We start from the raw sequence: 15,833 nt of genomic DNA, 5'->3' as shown, positions 1-15,833 counted from the left end.
TTATGCTATATAAACAAATGACCCTTGGAAAAGGTTCATTTTCCGAAATAGCCCCAAGTATGGTAGAACAATCCGTTAAAGCTATGACTCTAAGATAGCAAAAGAACATCTGTCCCGCTCTAAAAAAAGAGGGGCAGATGTTCTCGGAATTGATAGGGAGAAGGCATTGCCGAAAATATAAGCAGTTTCGCCGATTAAACCATCCGCAGCCAGCTTACTTGAACTTCGCCTTTTAAGATAAGGAACACATCATGCCGTCCGCATATGGCCTCTACGGACGCCTTGACGGTCGTCCAGGCTTGGCGTCCGCCGGTCGGGATCACCTTGCAGCTTCCGATGATCGGGCCATCTGGGCTGCCTGTTGCGAGAACTAACTCGCCGCCCCGGATATGGCCGGACACTCTGGCCTCGAACGTAGAGACAGGTTCGCTGAACTCAACGTCATGGAAGGCGATCCATCCGCTTTCCGTGGCGACACGGATGCTTTCGCCGCCTTCGCGGCATTCGTCGATGAACACCCCGCTGTAATCGTCGTAATTGACGGCACGGACACGCCCGGATAAGGAACGCGGCGGAATGACTTCTCCTTCCACTTGCAGGATAGCCGTTTCGGCAGCCTGTGAAGAGGAAGGTCCGACCATAACGCTGTATTCACCGCTCTCGATGCAGTAACGCTCGCGCGTGACGTCCCAGAACGCCAGCTCCTCCGCGGCTAGCTCGAAGCTTACCGTTTCCGAGGCGCCCGGGTCCAGGTGAATCCGGCGGAAGCCCTTTAACGTTTTGAGCGGACGCACGACGCGGGAGTTGTTCGCGCTGACGTACAGCTGGACGACCTCGTCGCCGGCGCGATCGCCTTCATTGCGCACCTGAACGGAGACCGTAACCTGACCGTCCGCTTTCATAACGGGTTCGCTGATGGACAGCCGGCCGTAAGCGAAGCGGGTATAGCTAAGACCATGTCCGAACGGGTAAAGCACATCCCCGTCAAAATATTGATACGTACGCTTCCCATTAATGATATCGTAGTCCATCAGGTTCGGAAGCTGATCAACGGATTTATACCAGGTCATGTTCAATCGGCCGCCCGGATTGTAGTCTCCGTATAGGACATCCGCTACGGCACGGCCGAGCTCCTGGCCGGCATGCGACGTGAAGACGATGGAAGGCACGTGCTCCTGCTCCCAGTTCACGGCGAATGGATAGCTGCCCACAATGACAACAACCGTGTTTGGATTCGCTGCATGTACTGCTTGAATCAGCTGCTGCTGGGATGACGGGAGCACGATGTCAGGACGGTCGATGGTTTCCTTGCCGTTAATGAACGGGCTGTTGCCGACAAAAACGATGGCCGTTTCGGCCGCTTTCGCCGCGGCAGCCGCTGCTTCGATGCCATCCTCAACGGTCTCCAGCATAAACGGTGCGGCCTCTGCACCGTCAGCACCGATGGTTAACCGGCCTTGTTCATCCAGAATGACCGGCTTGCCTTCCCATGAAGTCATGACCGTTGTACCGTCCGGAAGCGTTTCGAGACCAAAGGCTTCCTTCACGAACCAGCCGCGGGCTTCGTCAGCGATTGCCTGAAGACCGTTCTCGGTCTCCGTCACGAATTTGCCGCTGCTCACAAGGCGGAGCGTAACGGATCCCCAGCCCCAATCGTTGCGTTCAAAGAGGGCAGCCTCCGAAGACTCGTTCGTTCCGAAGAGAAGCCTGTTATCATCCGCCAACGTCACGTACTGACCGCTGGCCGCGCTGCGCAGGCGCACTTGATCCAGCCCGGTATGGAGGTTCACCTTGCGGCCGTTCATTTTCTCCGTAATGCCTTGGAGCGGCGTGATCCGGTATGGCGGCGTGCCGCTGTACCAGTCGGTAAAGGCTTCATCCGCAAGCGGGCCGATCACCGCTGCCGACGGCATATTGTTGTTCAGCGGCAGCAGGCCGTCGTTCTTCAACAGGACTACGGATTCACGAGCTGCCCGTAAGGACAGCTCGGCATGCTCGGGTGCGCACAGCTTCGATTCCGGGACATGGCTGTATGGATTGCGGTCCTCCGGATCGAATTCGCCGAGGCGGAAGCGCACGCGAAACGTGTTGCGGAGCGCGTGATCGAGATCCTGCTCTGTAAGCAGGCCCTGCTCCAGCGCATCGCGGAGGGCGCGGAAGGAGATCTCCTGGTCATCGGTAATGCTGTCGATTCCGGCCTTTACGGAACGGGCTACAGCCTCGGCGTAGGAATCGACGTAATGATGGTCCATGACGGTGCCGAGCACGTCCCCGGCATCGCCGACGACAAATCCGTCCATGCCCCATTCCTGTTTGACGATCCGGTTTACCTCATCGTTCAGATTGCACGGCGTACCGTTAATGCCGTTATAAGCGGTCATCATCGACTTGGCGCCGCCTTTACGGAAAGCCGGCTCGAAGGCCTTCAAATAGTACTCCCGCTTGTTCCGCGGGTCGATGCTTACCGAAGCGCAGCCGCGGTCAACCTCGTTGTTGTTGCCGTAGAAATGCTTAAGGGTCGCGACCGTTTTGTAGTAGAAAGGATGGTCGCCTTGCATGCCTTGAACGAGTCCGGTGGACAGCTCGCCGGTCAGATGGGGGTCCTCGCCGTAGGCTTCCTCGGTGCGTCCCCAGCGGGGATCGCGCTCCATATCGACGGTCGGCGCCCAGATGGTCAGGCCGTTGACGGCCTTGTCGCGCTGGTAGTAGACGCGGGCCTCATCGGCGATAACTGATCCGATCTGACGCATCAGCTCGGGATTCCAGGTGCAGGCAAGCCCGGTATTTTGGGGAAAGACCGTCGCTTCGCCAAGCCATGCAACGCCGTGGGCACCTTCAGTGCCGTGTTTGTATTTTTGCACGCCAAGACGGGGAATCTCTGCCTGGTATTGGCACATGAGCTCGATTTTCTCCTCCAGCGTGAATCTTGAGACCAGGTCGTTAACCCGTTCTTCCAAGGGAAGATCGGGATTCTGGAATGGATAATTCATAATATAACCTCATTTCTTAGCATGATTGTGAAATGGAAACGCTGTCAGTAACAGCCGAGCAGCGTCTACACATTGCAGCCGAATTGAAATCAACTCTATCATATCGTGGACGGCGGCCGCTTCATACACGCATAATTAGCGTTGTTTTCATGCGATAATTTAGCCTGTTTAGGATTGCGAATCAGGGGAGGATGTTTTATAATCATACCTAGAATTACGATACATAGATTTACTAGGTATGGGAGGGTAGCGGGATGGGCATCAACAAAGAATTGCTGAAGGGCAGCACCGTCATTTTACTGCTGACCGTTTTGAACAAGCGGGAGATGTACGGGTATGAGCTGATCAAGGAGATCGAGCAAAGCTCGGACGGCGTATTCGTTATGAAGGAAGGCACGCTGTATCCGATCCTGCATACGCTTGAGGCGGAAGGGTGGCTTGAATCCTATTGGAGTCAGGTTGATGGACGCAAACGGAAGTATTATCGGATCACGGAGCGGGGGAAGGATCAGCTTCATGAGAAGACCAAAGAATGGATTGCGTTCCGAACCGCTGTAGATACCGTCATCGGGGAGGGAAGCTAACCGTGCGGTATATTGAAGAGTACAGGACGGTACAGGATTTTCTGGACCGCGTGTGCAAGCAGGTTCGGGCAAAGCCCATGCACGCGGAGATCCGGGAAGAGCTGCTAAGCCATATCGAGGAGCGGGCAGAGCTGCTGATGCTGGAGGGGAATGCCGAGGAGCCGGCCGTGCTGGAGGCGGTTCGGCAGATGGGCGAGCCGGAGGAGATCGGGCGAAGTCTGCATATGGCCCACCGGCCGCAGCTGGATTGGAAGCTGCTTGTCATTGTAGGATTGTTCTCGGTAATCGGACTGTTCGGGACAATGAGCGTTTACTATACCGATGTTATTCGCTTTATGCAAATCCCTGATAGGAAGATACTGTTTTTTGGAATAGGGATTTTCCTGCTTATCGTTCTTTATTTTACGGATTATCGAAAATTAAGAAGATTCGCGGGAATCGTATTTTTCTCTGTCTTATTCTTACTTGGATATGTTTTAGTCTACGGTAAGCTGCATGGATACAATACAGGATATTTGGGTATCGGCTTTATTGGGGTCAATATGATTACCTTTTCCTTGCTCCCGCTCCTTGTTGCACAGGCTGGAATGAAACCTGCATTCGAGTGGGGGCGATGGGAGATGGTGCTGAATCTGCTGTATCGGGGCGTTCTGCCAATCGTGCTTTACAGCATGAGCAACTCGGTTATGTATTCTCTTATTTACGCGGCCGGATTCCTTGTCTTGACCTGGAGAACGAAGAAAAAACCGCGGCAATTTGTCCTAATCATGACGCTTCCACTTGCGAGCTTAACGATTTCTCTTTTTACGCATATGGAACTTTTGCTTATTCGGTGGAGGGATATGTTAAACCCGCTTTCCGGCTATAACTGGCATGTTGGCAACAGCATAAGTGCGATTAAGAATGCCGGGTGGTTTGGGCAAGGTTTCGGAGCAGAATCCCCCAAATTGCCTTATATCTTGAATGATAGCGTATTTCCTTATCTCGTATATTGCTTCGGTTGGATTTTTGGTATTGCCGTTGTAGTCTTGACGATATTATTCCTGATTAGAATCTGGAAAGTTTCCAAAACGCATCGGGATCTTTATGCCAGACATATGGCAGCGATGATCATGGTCGTCTTTGGAATCCGGCTGTTATGGCCGTTACTTATGGGAATAGGGATTGCCCCGCTCGTCTCTCTGGACCCGCCCTTCATCTCCTACGGTGGGACGAACCAGCTCATAGATTTGGCTGTCGTCGGCCTGATCCTGTCGATTTACCGGCGGAAAAATATGATTCCGAGCGACCTCGGAGGAATCGAAGCGGTTAGAGTGAAGTGAGCGAAAAAAAGCTACCACGTAGCGGTTGATTCTGCTCTAGCCCATGATTAAGACCGAGCGGCACAGCCGCTCGGTCTTTCTATTGCATCACTTCTACCCGCACCATTTCTATCACACCTGTTTCTTACGCATTTGTTTCTATTCGCACCTGCGTCCACTCCATCAGTTAAATTTCGCACCCGGTTCTTTCCTCCGCATAGCGATGTATTACCGGGAGCCTGCGGTATTACTCCTTCCTAGAATAAAGCGCACCTTCCGCAATCTCCTCGATATAATGGCACGCTGCCTGATGGCCGCCGCCCATGCCTGCTTCCCGAAGGACTGGGGCTTCGGATTTGCAGCGGTCCGTGGCGTACATGCAGCGGGTATGGAAGCGGCAGCCGGACGGCGGGTTGAGCGGGGAAGGGACGTCCCCTTTCAGCAGAATCCGCTCCTTCTTGCGGTCGGGATCGAGGGTGGGGATCGCAGACAGCAGCGCTCGGGTGTAGGGATGCTGCGGCCGCCGGAACAGCGATTGTTTGTCCGCAATCTCAACGATCGTGCCAAGGTACATCACGATGATCCGGTCGGAGATGTGGCGGACGACGCCAAGATCATGGGAGATGAACAGATACGTCAGCTTGAATTCCTTCTGGAGCGATTTCATCAGGTTCAGCACTTGAGCCTGGATCGAGACGTCAAGAGCGGACACGGCCTCGTCGCTTATAATGAGCTTGGGATTGACCGACAGCGCGCGGGCGATGCCGATCCGCTGCCGCTGTCCGCCGCTGAACTCGTGCGGGTAGCGATCGGCCTGATAGGCGGATAAGCCGACGGTTTCGAGCAGCTCGATGGCCCTTGACCGCCGCTCCTTTTTCGGGACGATGTTCTGAATTTCCATCGCTTCCTCCAGCACTTGAACCGCCGTTTTGCGAGGGTTCAATGAAGCGTACGGGTCTTGGAAAATCATCTGCAGGTCCTTGCGCTTCCGATTCATCTGCGATTTGCTTAAGGCAAGTAGATTGGTGCCCTCGAACACGACTTCGCCGGAGGTGGGCTCATCTAGGCGCAGAATTGCCCGTCCGGTCGTCGATTTGCCGCATCCGGATTCGCCGACGAGGCTGACGGTCTCCCCCTCGTTAACGGAGAAGGAAATGTCGTCTACGGCCTTCACGACATTGACGGTACGTCCAAAGATGCCGCCCTTGATCGGAAAATACTGCTTCAGATGCTTAACGGACAATAATTCCTTGCCGATTCTATTATCGCTCATCGTTATCGTTCACCTCGCTTACGGCATCCCATTGATCGGTATACTTCCAGCAGCTGACCTGCTGGCGGTTCGTCAGCGCCGACAGCTCGGGCTGCTGATCATAGCAGAGCTTCCGGGCATCCGGGCAGCGCGGGGCAAACCGGCAGCCTTTCTGCAGGTCGAATGGGCTCGGCACCGAGCCCCGGATCGGCTCCAGCGCTTCTTGGTCGACGTCATGGCGCGGCAGCGAATTCATCAATCCGATGGTGTAGGGATGCTTCGGATGCTTGAATAGGGAACGGACATCGGCATATTCCACGACCTTGCCGCAGTACATCACCGCCACATCATCACAGGTTTCGGCGACAATCCCCAAATCATGCGTGATGAAAATAATCGACATATGCAGCTTCTGCTGCAGCTCTTTCATCAGCTCCAGAATTTGCGCCTGAATCGTCACGTCGAGCGCGGTCGTGGGCTCATCCGCGATCAGGAGGTCGGGATTGCAAGCGAGCGCCATTGCAATCATGACGCGCTGCCGCATCCCGCCTGACAGCTGGAACGGGTACTGCGAAATCCGCTTCTCCGGTGAGGGGATGCCGACAAGCCGCAGCATGTGCACGGCTTTCTCCAGCGCTTGTTTTTTGCCCAGCTGCTCGTGAATGCGATAAACCTCGGCGATTTGATCACCGATCGTAAAGACCGGGTTCAGCGATGTCATCGGCTCCTGAAAGATCATCGAAATTTGATTGCCCCGCAGCTTGCGCATCTGCCGGTCCGTTTTATCCAGCAGATTCTCGCCGTTATATAGAATTTGACCGCCTACAATCCTGCCCGGACTCAAGATGAGGCGGAGAATCGACAAGGACAGAATGCTCTTCCCCGAGCCGGATTCGCCTACGATGCCAAGCGTCGCTCCTTTGCGGACATGCAGGCTGACCCCGTCCACGGCCTTGACCTCCCCCTGCTCCGTGAAAAAGGAAGTCTGCAAATCCTTAATGTCCAGCAGCGTTGATGCTGACTTCATCTACCATCTCTCCCTTCTCTGCGTATTCGCGATTAATCGAAATCAATGCGTTTGTTGAAATACCGGTAGGAGATGTCCACGAGCAGGTTGACCAGCACGAACATGACCGAGAGCACCAGCACCGTAGCCTGCACGACCGGGAAATCCCTGCCCCTGATGGAATCGACCACATAACGGCCCATGCCATTGACCGCGAATACGGATTCGGTAAGCACCGCGCCGCCAAGCAGTCCGCCGAATTCGAGACCGATGACGGTGATGACCGGAATCATCGCATTTTTCAGCGCGTGCCGGTAGATGATGACGCGTTCCCGAACGCCCTTCGCCCGCGCTGTGCGGATATAATCCTGGCTGATCACCTCCAGCATGCTGGAGCGGGTCATCCGCGCAATGATCGCGGCACCGCCGGTCCCAAGGGTAATGACGGGCAGGACGGTCTGCGACCAGGTGCCCCAGCCGGAGGGACGGAACCAGCCGAGATCCACTGCAAAATATTGGATCAGCATCAGACCGAGCCAGAAATTCGGCATCGACAGCCCGAACAGGGCGATGAACATGACCCCGATGTCGGCGGGGGAGCTTTTCTTGACGGCGGAGATGATGCCGGCGAGGATGCCGAGAAACACGGCCAGAATCGTACTATACACGGCGAGCTCTAACGTAATCCAGAACCGGCTGGTGAAAATCTCATCGGCAATCGGCCGGCTGCTGCGGATCGAGTCGCCCAGATCCCCCTGAAGCAGCCCGCTGACATAGTTCCAATACTGAAGCGGCAGCGGATCGTTGAGTCCGAGATTTTCCCGGATCTGTTCGACTTGCTCTCTCGGCGCGCCTTCCCCGATGATGACCTGTGCCGCGTCCCCGGGAATGAGATGCATGAGCAGGAAAACGACAATCGTGACGCCGATGATCACGGGAATCGTCTGAATCAGTCTCCGAACGGAATACTTGAGCATGGCCCGGCAGCTCCCTTCATTATTTTTTTAATTTCGGGTCAAGGACGTCCCGCAGCCCGTCGCCCAGCAGATTGAAGGCAATGACGACAAGCACGATCGACAAGCCGGGGAATAAAGCGACATGCGGATGGTCGGTAATATAGTTGCGGCCGTCGTTCAGCATGGCCCCCCATTCCGGCGTAGGCGGCTGCGCCCCGAGCCCAAGGAAGGAGAGTCCGCTTGCCGTCAGAATGGCAACGGCAATCCGGAGCGTAGCCTGTACGATGATCGGCGACAGGATATTCGGCAGTATGTGGCCGAAGATAATCCGTCGGTCGCTGGCGCCGAGCGAGCGCATGGCATCAATGTACTCCAGCCGGCGTACGGCAAGGGTGGAGCCGCGCACGACCCTGGCGAACATAGGGATGGAGAAAATACTGACGGCGATGATGACATTGAACAGATTTTTGCCAAGAACGCTGACGATCGCCAGGGCAAGCAGTATGCCGGGGAATGCAAGCATCACGTCGGTGATCCGCATGATGAACGTATCCCATTTGCCCCCGTAATACCCCGAAACAATCCCGAGCACGATCCCGAACGCGGCGCCGATGATGACGGAGACGAAGCCGACCGACAGCGTCAGCCGCATGCCGTGAATGATGCGGGTGAAGATATCTCGTCCATTATGGTCCGTGCCGAACCAATGATCGGCGGATGGCTTCAGGAATTTGGCCGTATAGTCGATTTTGCTCGGGTCGTATTGGGTCAATAGCGGACCGATTATCGCAACGAGGATGACGAATAGGAGAAAGTAGCCTCCGAATAATGCCGCTTTATTCTTCCTCAACCGATAATAGAAAGATTTCCATCTAGTCCTGTGAGCCTCATGCAGGCCGGGCTGCTGTGTTGTTCTAGCATCAGCGGTCAGGTTATCCATGGGGAATCATCCTTTCTCCAAAATATGAATTTGAGAATTGCTGCTAACATGCGCATGCGGATGTTGGATTAATATCTAGCTGGTATCAGGAATATGCAATATAGCTGATGGAAAGTCGATCTTTGGATTTTTGCAAAATCCTCGTATAAATATCAAATAGTAAAATATATGTTAACTGTGCATGAAATATTTTCCTATTTATCGCAAGAAGGGGGAGGATGTTTACTATGACAGGTAACAAGAGGACAAAATGGTGGCTGATCTGCATGCTGGTCATCTTTACGTTGCTGCTGTCGGCCTGCGCAGGCGGCGGCAAGAGCGCTAACCCGGAGACGCCGCCAAGCGGCGGAACGACTACGCCTTCCGGGACGGACAACAAGGACCCCGGCACGGACACCGGCAAGGATACCGGGGAGGCGGCAGCTAATGAGCTTGTGATAGCCTGGCTTTCGGATCCGGCATCGATGGATCCCCACATGTCGACAGACCAGCAAAGCAGCATCGTGACATCGCATATCTATAACACGCTGCTGGTGCATGATAAAGACCTGAACTTCCAGCCGGGGCTTGCCGAGAGCTGGGAGGCTGTCGATGAATTAACGTGGGAGTTCAAGCTGAGACAAGGCGTGAAATTTACGGACGGGTCGCCTTTTAATGCCGAAGTGGTGAAGGCCAATCTGGATCGTATGCAGGATCCGAAGGTCGCATCGCCGCGGGCTTCGCTCGTCGCTATGATTAAAGAGGTCAAGGTCGTGGATGAACACACGGTTCAGCTTATAACCGAGTATCCTTACTCGCCGCTGCTCGCCCATCTCGCCCATCCGGCCGTCGGCATGATCAGCGCGGAGGCGATCAAGCTGGATTATGAGAAGGTCAATGCCGGCGAAAAGGCCGGTGCTTATCTCGCCCAAAATCCGGTCGGCACGGGGACCTTTAAGCTGGAGAGCTGGAATCCGGGCTCAGAGGTGAAGCTTGCGGCCAACCCGGACCACTGGGGAACCAAGGCGAAGGTGGACCGGGTGACGTTCAAGGTCGTCAGCGAAGAGGGGACGCGGATTGCGGAGCTGGAGACCGGATATGCCCATATCATCGATCCGGTATCGCCAAGCAGCATCAGCCGGATTGAGAGCAATGACGGAATGTCGCTGAATCGGCAATCGTCGTTAAGCTTGTCTTATATCGGGTTCAACAACAATAAGAAGCCGTTTAACGATATTCGCGTGCGGCAAGCCTTGACGATGGCCATCAATAAAGACGAAATTATGCAGGGCATCTACGAAGGAACGGGAATTCCGGCCGTCGGCCCGCTGGCCCCGGACGTGAACGGCTATGATCCGAGCGTGAAGCCGATTGAATACAATATGGATAAGGCGAAGGAGCTCCTGAAGGAGGCCGGCTATGAACAAGGCTTCTCGACGTCCATCTGGACGAACGACAATCCGGAACGGATCAAGATCGCGGAGTACGTCCAGTCCAAGCTGAAAGAATTGAACATCGACGTCAAAATCGAAGTGGTGGAGTGGGGGTCTTACCTCGCCCAAACGGCAGAGGGCAAGCATGATATGTTCGTGCTCGGTTGGTCCACGGTCACGGCCGATGCCGACTACGGAATGTATGAGCTGTTTCACTCGAAGAACGCCGGAGAGCCGGGCAACCGAACCTTTACCAATGACCCTGAATTGGATCAGCTGCTCGATGCCGGACGCAAGGAGAACGATCCGGAGAAACGCAAGGCGATCTATAAGCAGGCCCAGGAGAAGCTGGTCGAGCTCGCACCGATGCTCTACATTCACCACCAGGAGTATTTGAACGGCGTTAGCAGCAAGGTGCAAGGATTCTGGAGGCACCCGAATGGCATAATGCAGCTGCACGATGTGTCCATTCAGCCCTAATGTGCAGGCATAAAAGAGGCATAAAAGGGTAATGGCGCGACGGGATTTCAATTTCTCGTAAGCAGCTTCATTTTAGGGGGAGGCAGCCCGATCGGGCTGTCTTTTTCTTTTTCATATCGGATAGAGCACTGAGCACTCACCAGGGAAGATCCGCCCGGTTAACGATGCTGAGAAGAAGAGGCTGACGGGAGCATTTGAAAGAAAAATAATGTTTACGTCAATATATTTGTTGACACGTATATACACATAGGTGTATATTTCAATCATGAACACTTCAGCAATGCAATTAACCCTGTCTACGATCTCGGAACCGAACCGTTTTAACATTATCGAGCTATTAAAGCAAGGACCGCGTTCGGTAAGTGACCTCGTAGAGCTGCTTAACATCGGTCAGCCGCAAGTATCCCGGCATTTGCGGATCCTGAACGAAGCGGGATTGGTGAAGGTCCGCAAGAACGCGCAGCAGCGCATCTATAGTCTTGAAGCCCGTCCGTTCCAGGAACTGGACGAGTGGCTCGACTCCTTCAGCCGCCTGTGGGAAGAGAGACTCGACAATTTCGAAGACTATATGAGCGACTTGAACGGAAAGGAGAGTTAATTGACTTTTTTGCTAGATCCACAGGAAGGGCTCTGCCGGGGCAGAGCCGAATAGACGGGAGGGATTCACATGGGCAGGAAGACAACCATTAGGAAAGACAGAGAACAGCGAAAGCTGACGGTGGAACGCATCGTTTCCATCCCCCTGAAGCTGTCCTGGGAAGGCTGGACCAAGCCTGAGCACATCGAACGCTGGTGGGGGCCGAGGAACTGGACCGCCACGGTGTACGAAATGGATGTAAGACCGGGCGGCGCTTGGCGCTACCGGATTGCGCCCGATACGGCCGGTGAGGGAGATACGGCATTCTGCAAGGCGATTTATACCGAAGTGGTGGAATGGTCGAGGCTTGTTTACAATGATACATTTACAGACTCGCAGTGGAACCCCGTCGAGGGAAGCGATATGCTGACGTCCGTCACATTCGACGAGGCAAGGGGTGGGACAAGGCTGAGCATTATCACTCAGTTTGCAAGCGCAGAGGACCTGGATCAGGCAGAGCCCATGGGCATGGTGGAAGGATACCAGGAGACGCTGGAAAGATTCGAGCATCAAATGCAGTACATATTGAATCAACCATAACAAGGAGGAATTGGGATGAGCCATGTGATTTCGAAAGACGGAACACGGATTTATTATGAGAAAAAGGGTACGGGACCGGCAATCGTGCTTGTGTCCTCCGCCGCTGCGGATCACAACGATGGATCGCGCCTTGGCGAGCTGTTGTCCGAGCATTTCACCGTCTATAATTATGACCGGAGAGGGCGCGGCGACAGCGCGGATACGGCTCCATATGCAGTTGAACGCGAGATCGAAGACTTGGAAGCCCTTATTCAGGAGGCGGGCGGCAGCGCCTATTTATTCGGGAGCTCATCGGGGGCCGTTCTGGCTCTGGATGCAGCCAGCAGCCTCGGCAGCGGTAAAGTTAGCAAGCTGTTTCTATACGAGCCGCCTTTTATCGTTGACGACAGCCGCGCACCCGTACCGACGGAATACGTGCAGCATCTAAATACATTGATGGCCGGCAACCAGCGTAGCGAAGCGGTAGAATACTACATGACTGCAGCTCTGGGAATTCCCGGGGAATACCTGGAATTCATGAAAGCAGACCCATCCTGGAAGGCGATGGAAGGCTTGGCGCATACGCTGGCCTATGACGGTATGATTATGGGAAATACGCAATCCGGTCAACCGTTGCCGACGGACCGATGGGAGGTCAATGCCCCGGTTATGGTGGTGACGGGCGAGAACAGCGGGGCTCTATTCCATAACGCTGCCAGCGCATTGGCCGACTTGCTCCCGCAATGCGAGCACCGCATGCTTCCAGGCCAAGACCATTCGGCTGTCGTCATGGCGCCGGAGGTGCTGGCCCCGGAAATCGTGGATTTCCTGCAGCCTTCAGCGGGCCATATATCGAGATAACAAGCGCATAGCGTGAAAAGAAACCGTGGCTAATAGGGCCACGGTTTCTTTGTTATCGTTCCGATTGAAAGCTTCAATCGGACTTCTCAAAGCAGCCCGGCACGGCCTGTTTTTTGCTTGATAAAAAAAGAGCTGTCCGGTCCGTAAGTATATAGTGACAGGGGGAAGGTTCCGGCAAAAAAATTCGTTTACCCAGAACAAGTAAATTTTATTAAAAATAAAACCATGTTATATTAAAATTACATAGCGTTTGGAGGGGGACTGGAATCATGAGTAGTTTAAAGGAAATTGCCAAGCTCGCGGAGGTCTCGGTTTCGACGGTATCCAATGTGCTCAACGGACGGAAGAACGTTGGCAAGGACACCCGGGAACGGGTGCTTCGGATCTGCTCGGAGCAAGGTTATTTTCCGAACAAGGCGGCCAAATCCGATCACAGCAACACGATCATCTTTGTATTCAGCGATTTCGACCGCGACTATTATTTGAAAATTATTAAGGGCATCAGCCACTGCCTGACGGAGAACGGCTATGATCTGATCATCTGCACCAGCAAATCGAGCGCGAACTTCATGCGCAGCAAATTTGCAAGCGGTACCATAAGCCTGGATCGGCATATGACGGACGATTATTTAATCTCCGTGGCGACCCCTCAATTCCCTGTCGTGCTCATGGACCGGATTATCGATAATGCATTTGCCAATACCAAAAGCGTCCTTGTCGACAATTATCCGGTGATGTGCGATATGGTGCAGGCGTTGGTGGATAAGGGGTTCCGCAGCTTCGGGTTTATGGGCGGTCTCGAGTTTACGCTTGACCATAAAGAGAGGTACGCCGGATTCGTCGATACGCTGGAGAAGAATGGGATCCTCTTTGACCGCCGCAACTACTTCCATGGGGACTACAGCGAAGAGAGCGGATATCAGGCAGCCAAAATTCTGATTCTCGGCAACTCGCTTCCGGAAGTGCTGGTATGCGCGAATGATAATATGGCGCTTGGGGCGATCAAGGCTTTCGAGGAGAACGGGCTCCGCGTGCCGGAGGATATTTCCGTTACCGGCTTTGACAACTCGGACGCGGCGGCCATGGCGGGCCTGACGACGATTGCGATCCCGCGTTATGAGAGCGGTTATTTGGCCGCCAAGGAGCTGCTCGGCATGATTAAGGGGACGACCGGCAAGGAGCCTTTTAAATTAAGTGCCACCATTCAGTGGAGAAAGACCGTTAAATAAAGTTTTACGAATAATTCTAGTAAAAAGTAATATATTTTACTTAATATTTTACTTAATATTTTATGAAAACGTGTACATTTTTTATTGACATGAGCGCATAACAGGCCTATGATTGGGTTGTAAACGTTTTACTTTATTGAGTCCTTACGGGGGAGGCGTGTCACTTGAAAAAAGTAAAAAAGGTATTAAGCGTACTGACTGCAACGGCTTTGGTGGCCACACTGGCGGCCTGCGGCGGCACTTCCGGTACAGCCGACAAAGATTCGGGAGCAGCATCCGGAGGAGATAAACTAAAGAAAATTACACTCTTCCAATCGAAGGTTGAAATTACGGAGCCTCTTGAAGCACTGGTTAAGACCTATAAAGAAGAAACCGGCAATGAGGTTGAAGTATGGGGAGCCGCCGGCGATGCTTATTCGCAGCAGCTGGTAGCGAAGCTTGGCAGCAATCAAGGCCCTACGATTTTCAGCGTAGCGCCGGGGCCTGAATCGGAGAAATTGAAATCTTATTTTACGGACTTGAGCGGTGAGGAATACGTCAAAAATATCGCGCCTGACATGGAGCTGAAGGTGGAAGACAAGACGGTCGGCGTTCCTTACGGCGTTGAAGGCTTCGGCCTCGTGTACAACAAGGATCTCGTCGATCCTGCGAACGTGAAGGACTTGGATTCGTTCACCAAGCTGCTGGAGCAGATGAAGGCAGAGGGCAAGAACGGGCTGAGCCTGTCGCAGGAGGCTTACTTCCTGATCGGGCATATCCTGAATACGCCGTTCGCGCTTCAATCCGATCCGCTGGCCTTTATTGATCAGCTGAACAAAGGCGAAGTGAAGATGGCGGATACGAAGGAATTCCAGGAATGGGCGAAATTCATGGACGCGATCAAAGCCAATGCCAAAAACCCGATGGAAGTGAAATACGACAGCCAAATGGGTGACTTTGCAACAGGCAAAACGGCGATGGTTCACCAGGGCAACTGGAGCTATTCCATGCTCGCCGATTTCGGGGATATGGATTCCAAGATCGGCATGATGCCGTTCCCGCTGGCAGGCAACGATAAACTTGCGGTCGGGGTTGCGAGCTACTGGGTGATCAACAACCAGGCCGATGCGGACGAAGTGAAAGCAGCCAACGCATTCTTGAACTGGCTCTTCACCAGCGATACCGGTAAAAAAGCGATCGTCGACGACTTCAAGTTCATTCCGGCGCTGACCAACATCGAGGCAGGCAACCTGGATCCATTGTCCCAGGCCGTGCATGAAGCGACGAACAGCGGCCAGACGATTCCTTGGGCGCTGAACTACTTCCCGTCCGGCATCATCACGAACGACTTGGCGCCGGCTACTCAGGAATTCTTCATGAACAAGGATATGACAGGCGAGCAATTCCTGCAGAAGCTGGATGAGGTGTGGGCGAAAGCCTCGAAATAAGGGATACAGCAAGCGCTCGTGAACGAGCGGTGATCTAAACAATTTCATCATAACGAAAGCCTAGCCTCTGACGTTCCGAATTGACTCTGAGCGTTAGGCTTTTGTTTTTTCAAGCTCGAAGTATCGGGTAACGAACATCATCTACTCCCACCAGCATTCTTAGCACAACGGCTTCGGAGGGGGCCTGAAACGGTCGCCCGACCGGACTCGCTTAAACGAAAGACACAGCAATTGCAAGT

The 15,833-nt window shown here is 53.8% G+C and carries 13 protein-coding genes; 8 read left to right on the top strand and 5 right to left on the bottom strand.

Annotated features, from left to right (window positions below; all coding sequences use genetic code 11):
• Positions 1-194: 194 nt before the first annotated feature.
• A complete protein-coding gene (locus tag NSQ46_RS28340) occupies positions 195-2,990 on the bottom strand; it encodes a glycoside hydrolase family 3 C-terminal domain-containing protein (protein ID WP_342575589.1) in 2,796 nt (931 codons plus the stop codon).
• A gap of 254 nt (positions 2,991-3,244) precedes the next feature.
• Here NSQ46_RS28340 and NSQ46_RS28335 point away from each other — a divergent pair, with 254 nt between their 5' ends.
• Both NSQ46_RS28335 and NSQ46_RS28330 read left to right on the top strand, forming a co-directional pair.
• Positions 3,245-3,574, top strand: a complete 330-nt coding sequence (locus tag NSQ46_RS28335) for a PadR family transcriptional regulator (RefSeq protein WP_210094257.1) — start codon at positions 3,245-3,247, stop codon at positions 3,572-3,574.
• A 2-nt stretch (positions 3,575-3,576) separates the two neighbouring features.
• Entirely contained in the window at positions 3,577-4,896 is a 1,320-nt protein-coding gene (locus NSQ46_RS28330; protein WP_342575586.1) for an FtsW/RodA/SpoVE family cell cycle protein, read from the top strand.
• A gap of 226 nt (positions 4,897-5,122) precedes the next feature.
• Here NSQ46_RS28330 and NSQ46_RS28325 read toward each other — a convergent pair whose 3' ends face one another.
• The 4 genes from NSQ46_RS28325 to nikC are packed head-to-tail and all read right to left on the bottom strand — an operon-like array spanning position 5,123 to position 9,029.
• On the bottom strand, positions 5,123-6,133 hold the full coding sequence (locus tag NSQ46_RS28325) for a dipeptide ABC transporter ATP-binding protein (protein ID WP_342577025.1): 1,011 nt from the start codon (positions 6,131-6,133) through the stop codon (positions 5,123-5,125).
• A gap of 4 nt (positions 6,134-6,137) precedes the next feature.
• Positions 6,138-7,154, bottom strand: coding sequence for an ABC transporter ATP-binding protein (locus tag NSQ46_RS28320; protein ID WP_342575584.1), 1,017 nt, complete (start codon positions 7,152-7,154; stop codon positions 6,138-6,140).
• A gap of 32 nt (positions 7,155-7,186) precedes the next feature.
• Positions 7,187-8,110, bottom strand: coding sequence for an ABC transporter permease (locus tag NSQ46_RS28315; protein ID WP_028404120.1), 924 nt, complete (start codon positions 8,108-8,110; stop codon positions 7,187-7,189).
• 19 nt (positions 8,111-8,129) lie between these two features.
• A complete protein-coding gene (gene nikC, locus NSQ46_RS28310) occupies positions 8,130-9,029 on the bottom strand; it encodes a nickel transporter permease (RefSeq protein WP_028404119.1) in 900 nt (299 codons plus the stop codon).
• A gap of 227 nt (positions 9,030-9,256) precedes the next feature.
• Here nikC and NSQ46_RS28305 point away from each other — a divergent pair, with 227 nt between their 5' ends.
• The 6 genes from NSQ46_RS28305 (at position 9,257) to NSQ46_RS28280 (ending at position 15,594) form a co-directional block, all read left to right on the top strand.
• Positions 9,257-10,921 (top strand): glutathione ABC transporter substrate-binding protein, encoded by a 1,665-nt coding sequence (locus NSQ46_RS28305; protein ID WP_341341379.1) that lies wholly within the window; start codon positions 9,257-9,259, stop codon positions 10,919-10,921.
• Positions 10,922-11,186: 265 nt separating this feature from the next.
• Positions 11,187-11,519, top strand: coding sequence for a metalloregulator ArsR/SmtB family transcription factor (locus NSQ46_RS28300; protein ID WP_100085238.1), 333 nt, complete (start codon positions 11,187-11,189; stop codon positions 11,517-11,519).
• A 69-nt stretch (positions 11,520-11,588) separates the two neighbouring features.
• Positions 11,589-12,098 (top strand): SRPBCC domain-containing protein, encoded by a 510-nt coding sequence (locus tag NSQ46_RS28295; RefSeq protein ID WP_342575580.1) that lies wholly within the window; start codon positions 11,589-11,591, stop codon positions 12,096-12,098.
• Positions 12,099-12,113: 15 nt separating this feature from the next.
• A complete protein-coding gene (locus NSQ46_RS28290; protein WP_251536141.1) occupies positions 12,114-12,938 on the top strand; it encodes an alpha/beta hydrolase in 825 nt (274 codons plus the stop codon).
• Positions 12,939-13,207: 269 nt separating this feature from the next.
• Positions 13,208-14,167, top strand: a complete 960-nt coding sequence (locus tag NSQ46_RS28285; RefSeq protein ID WP_007130687.1) for a LacI family DNA-binding transcriptional regulator — start codon at positions 13,208-13,210, stop codon at positions 14,165-14,167.
• Between the two features lie 164 nt (positions 14,168-14,331).
• Entirely contained in the window at positions 14,332-15,594 is a 1,263-nt protein-coding gene (locus NSQ46_RS28280) for an ABC transporter substrate-binding protein (RefSeq protein ID WP_007130686.1), read from the top strand.
• Positions 15,595-15,833 lie beyond the last annotated feature (239 nt).

Origin of the sequence: Paenibacillus sp. FSL M8-0142, from assembly GCF_038597315.1 — a bacterium.
In the GTDB taxonomy this organism is placed as follows: Bacteria; Bacillota; Bacilli; order Paenibacillales; family Paenibacillaceae; genus Paenibacillus_AQ; species Paenibacillus_AQ lactis.
This window is presented reverse-complemented; position numbering and strand designations above follow the sequence as displayed.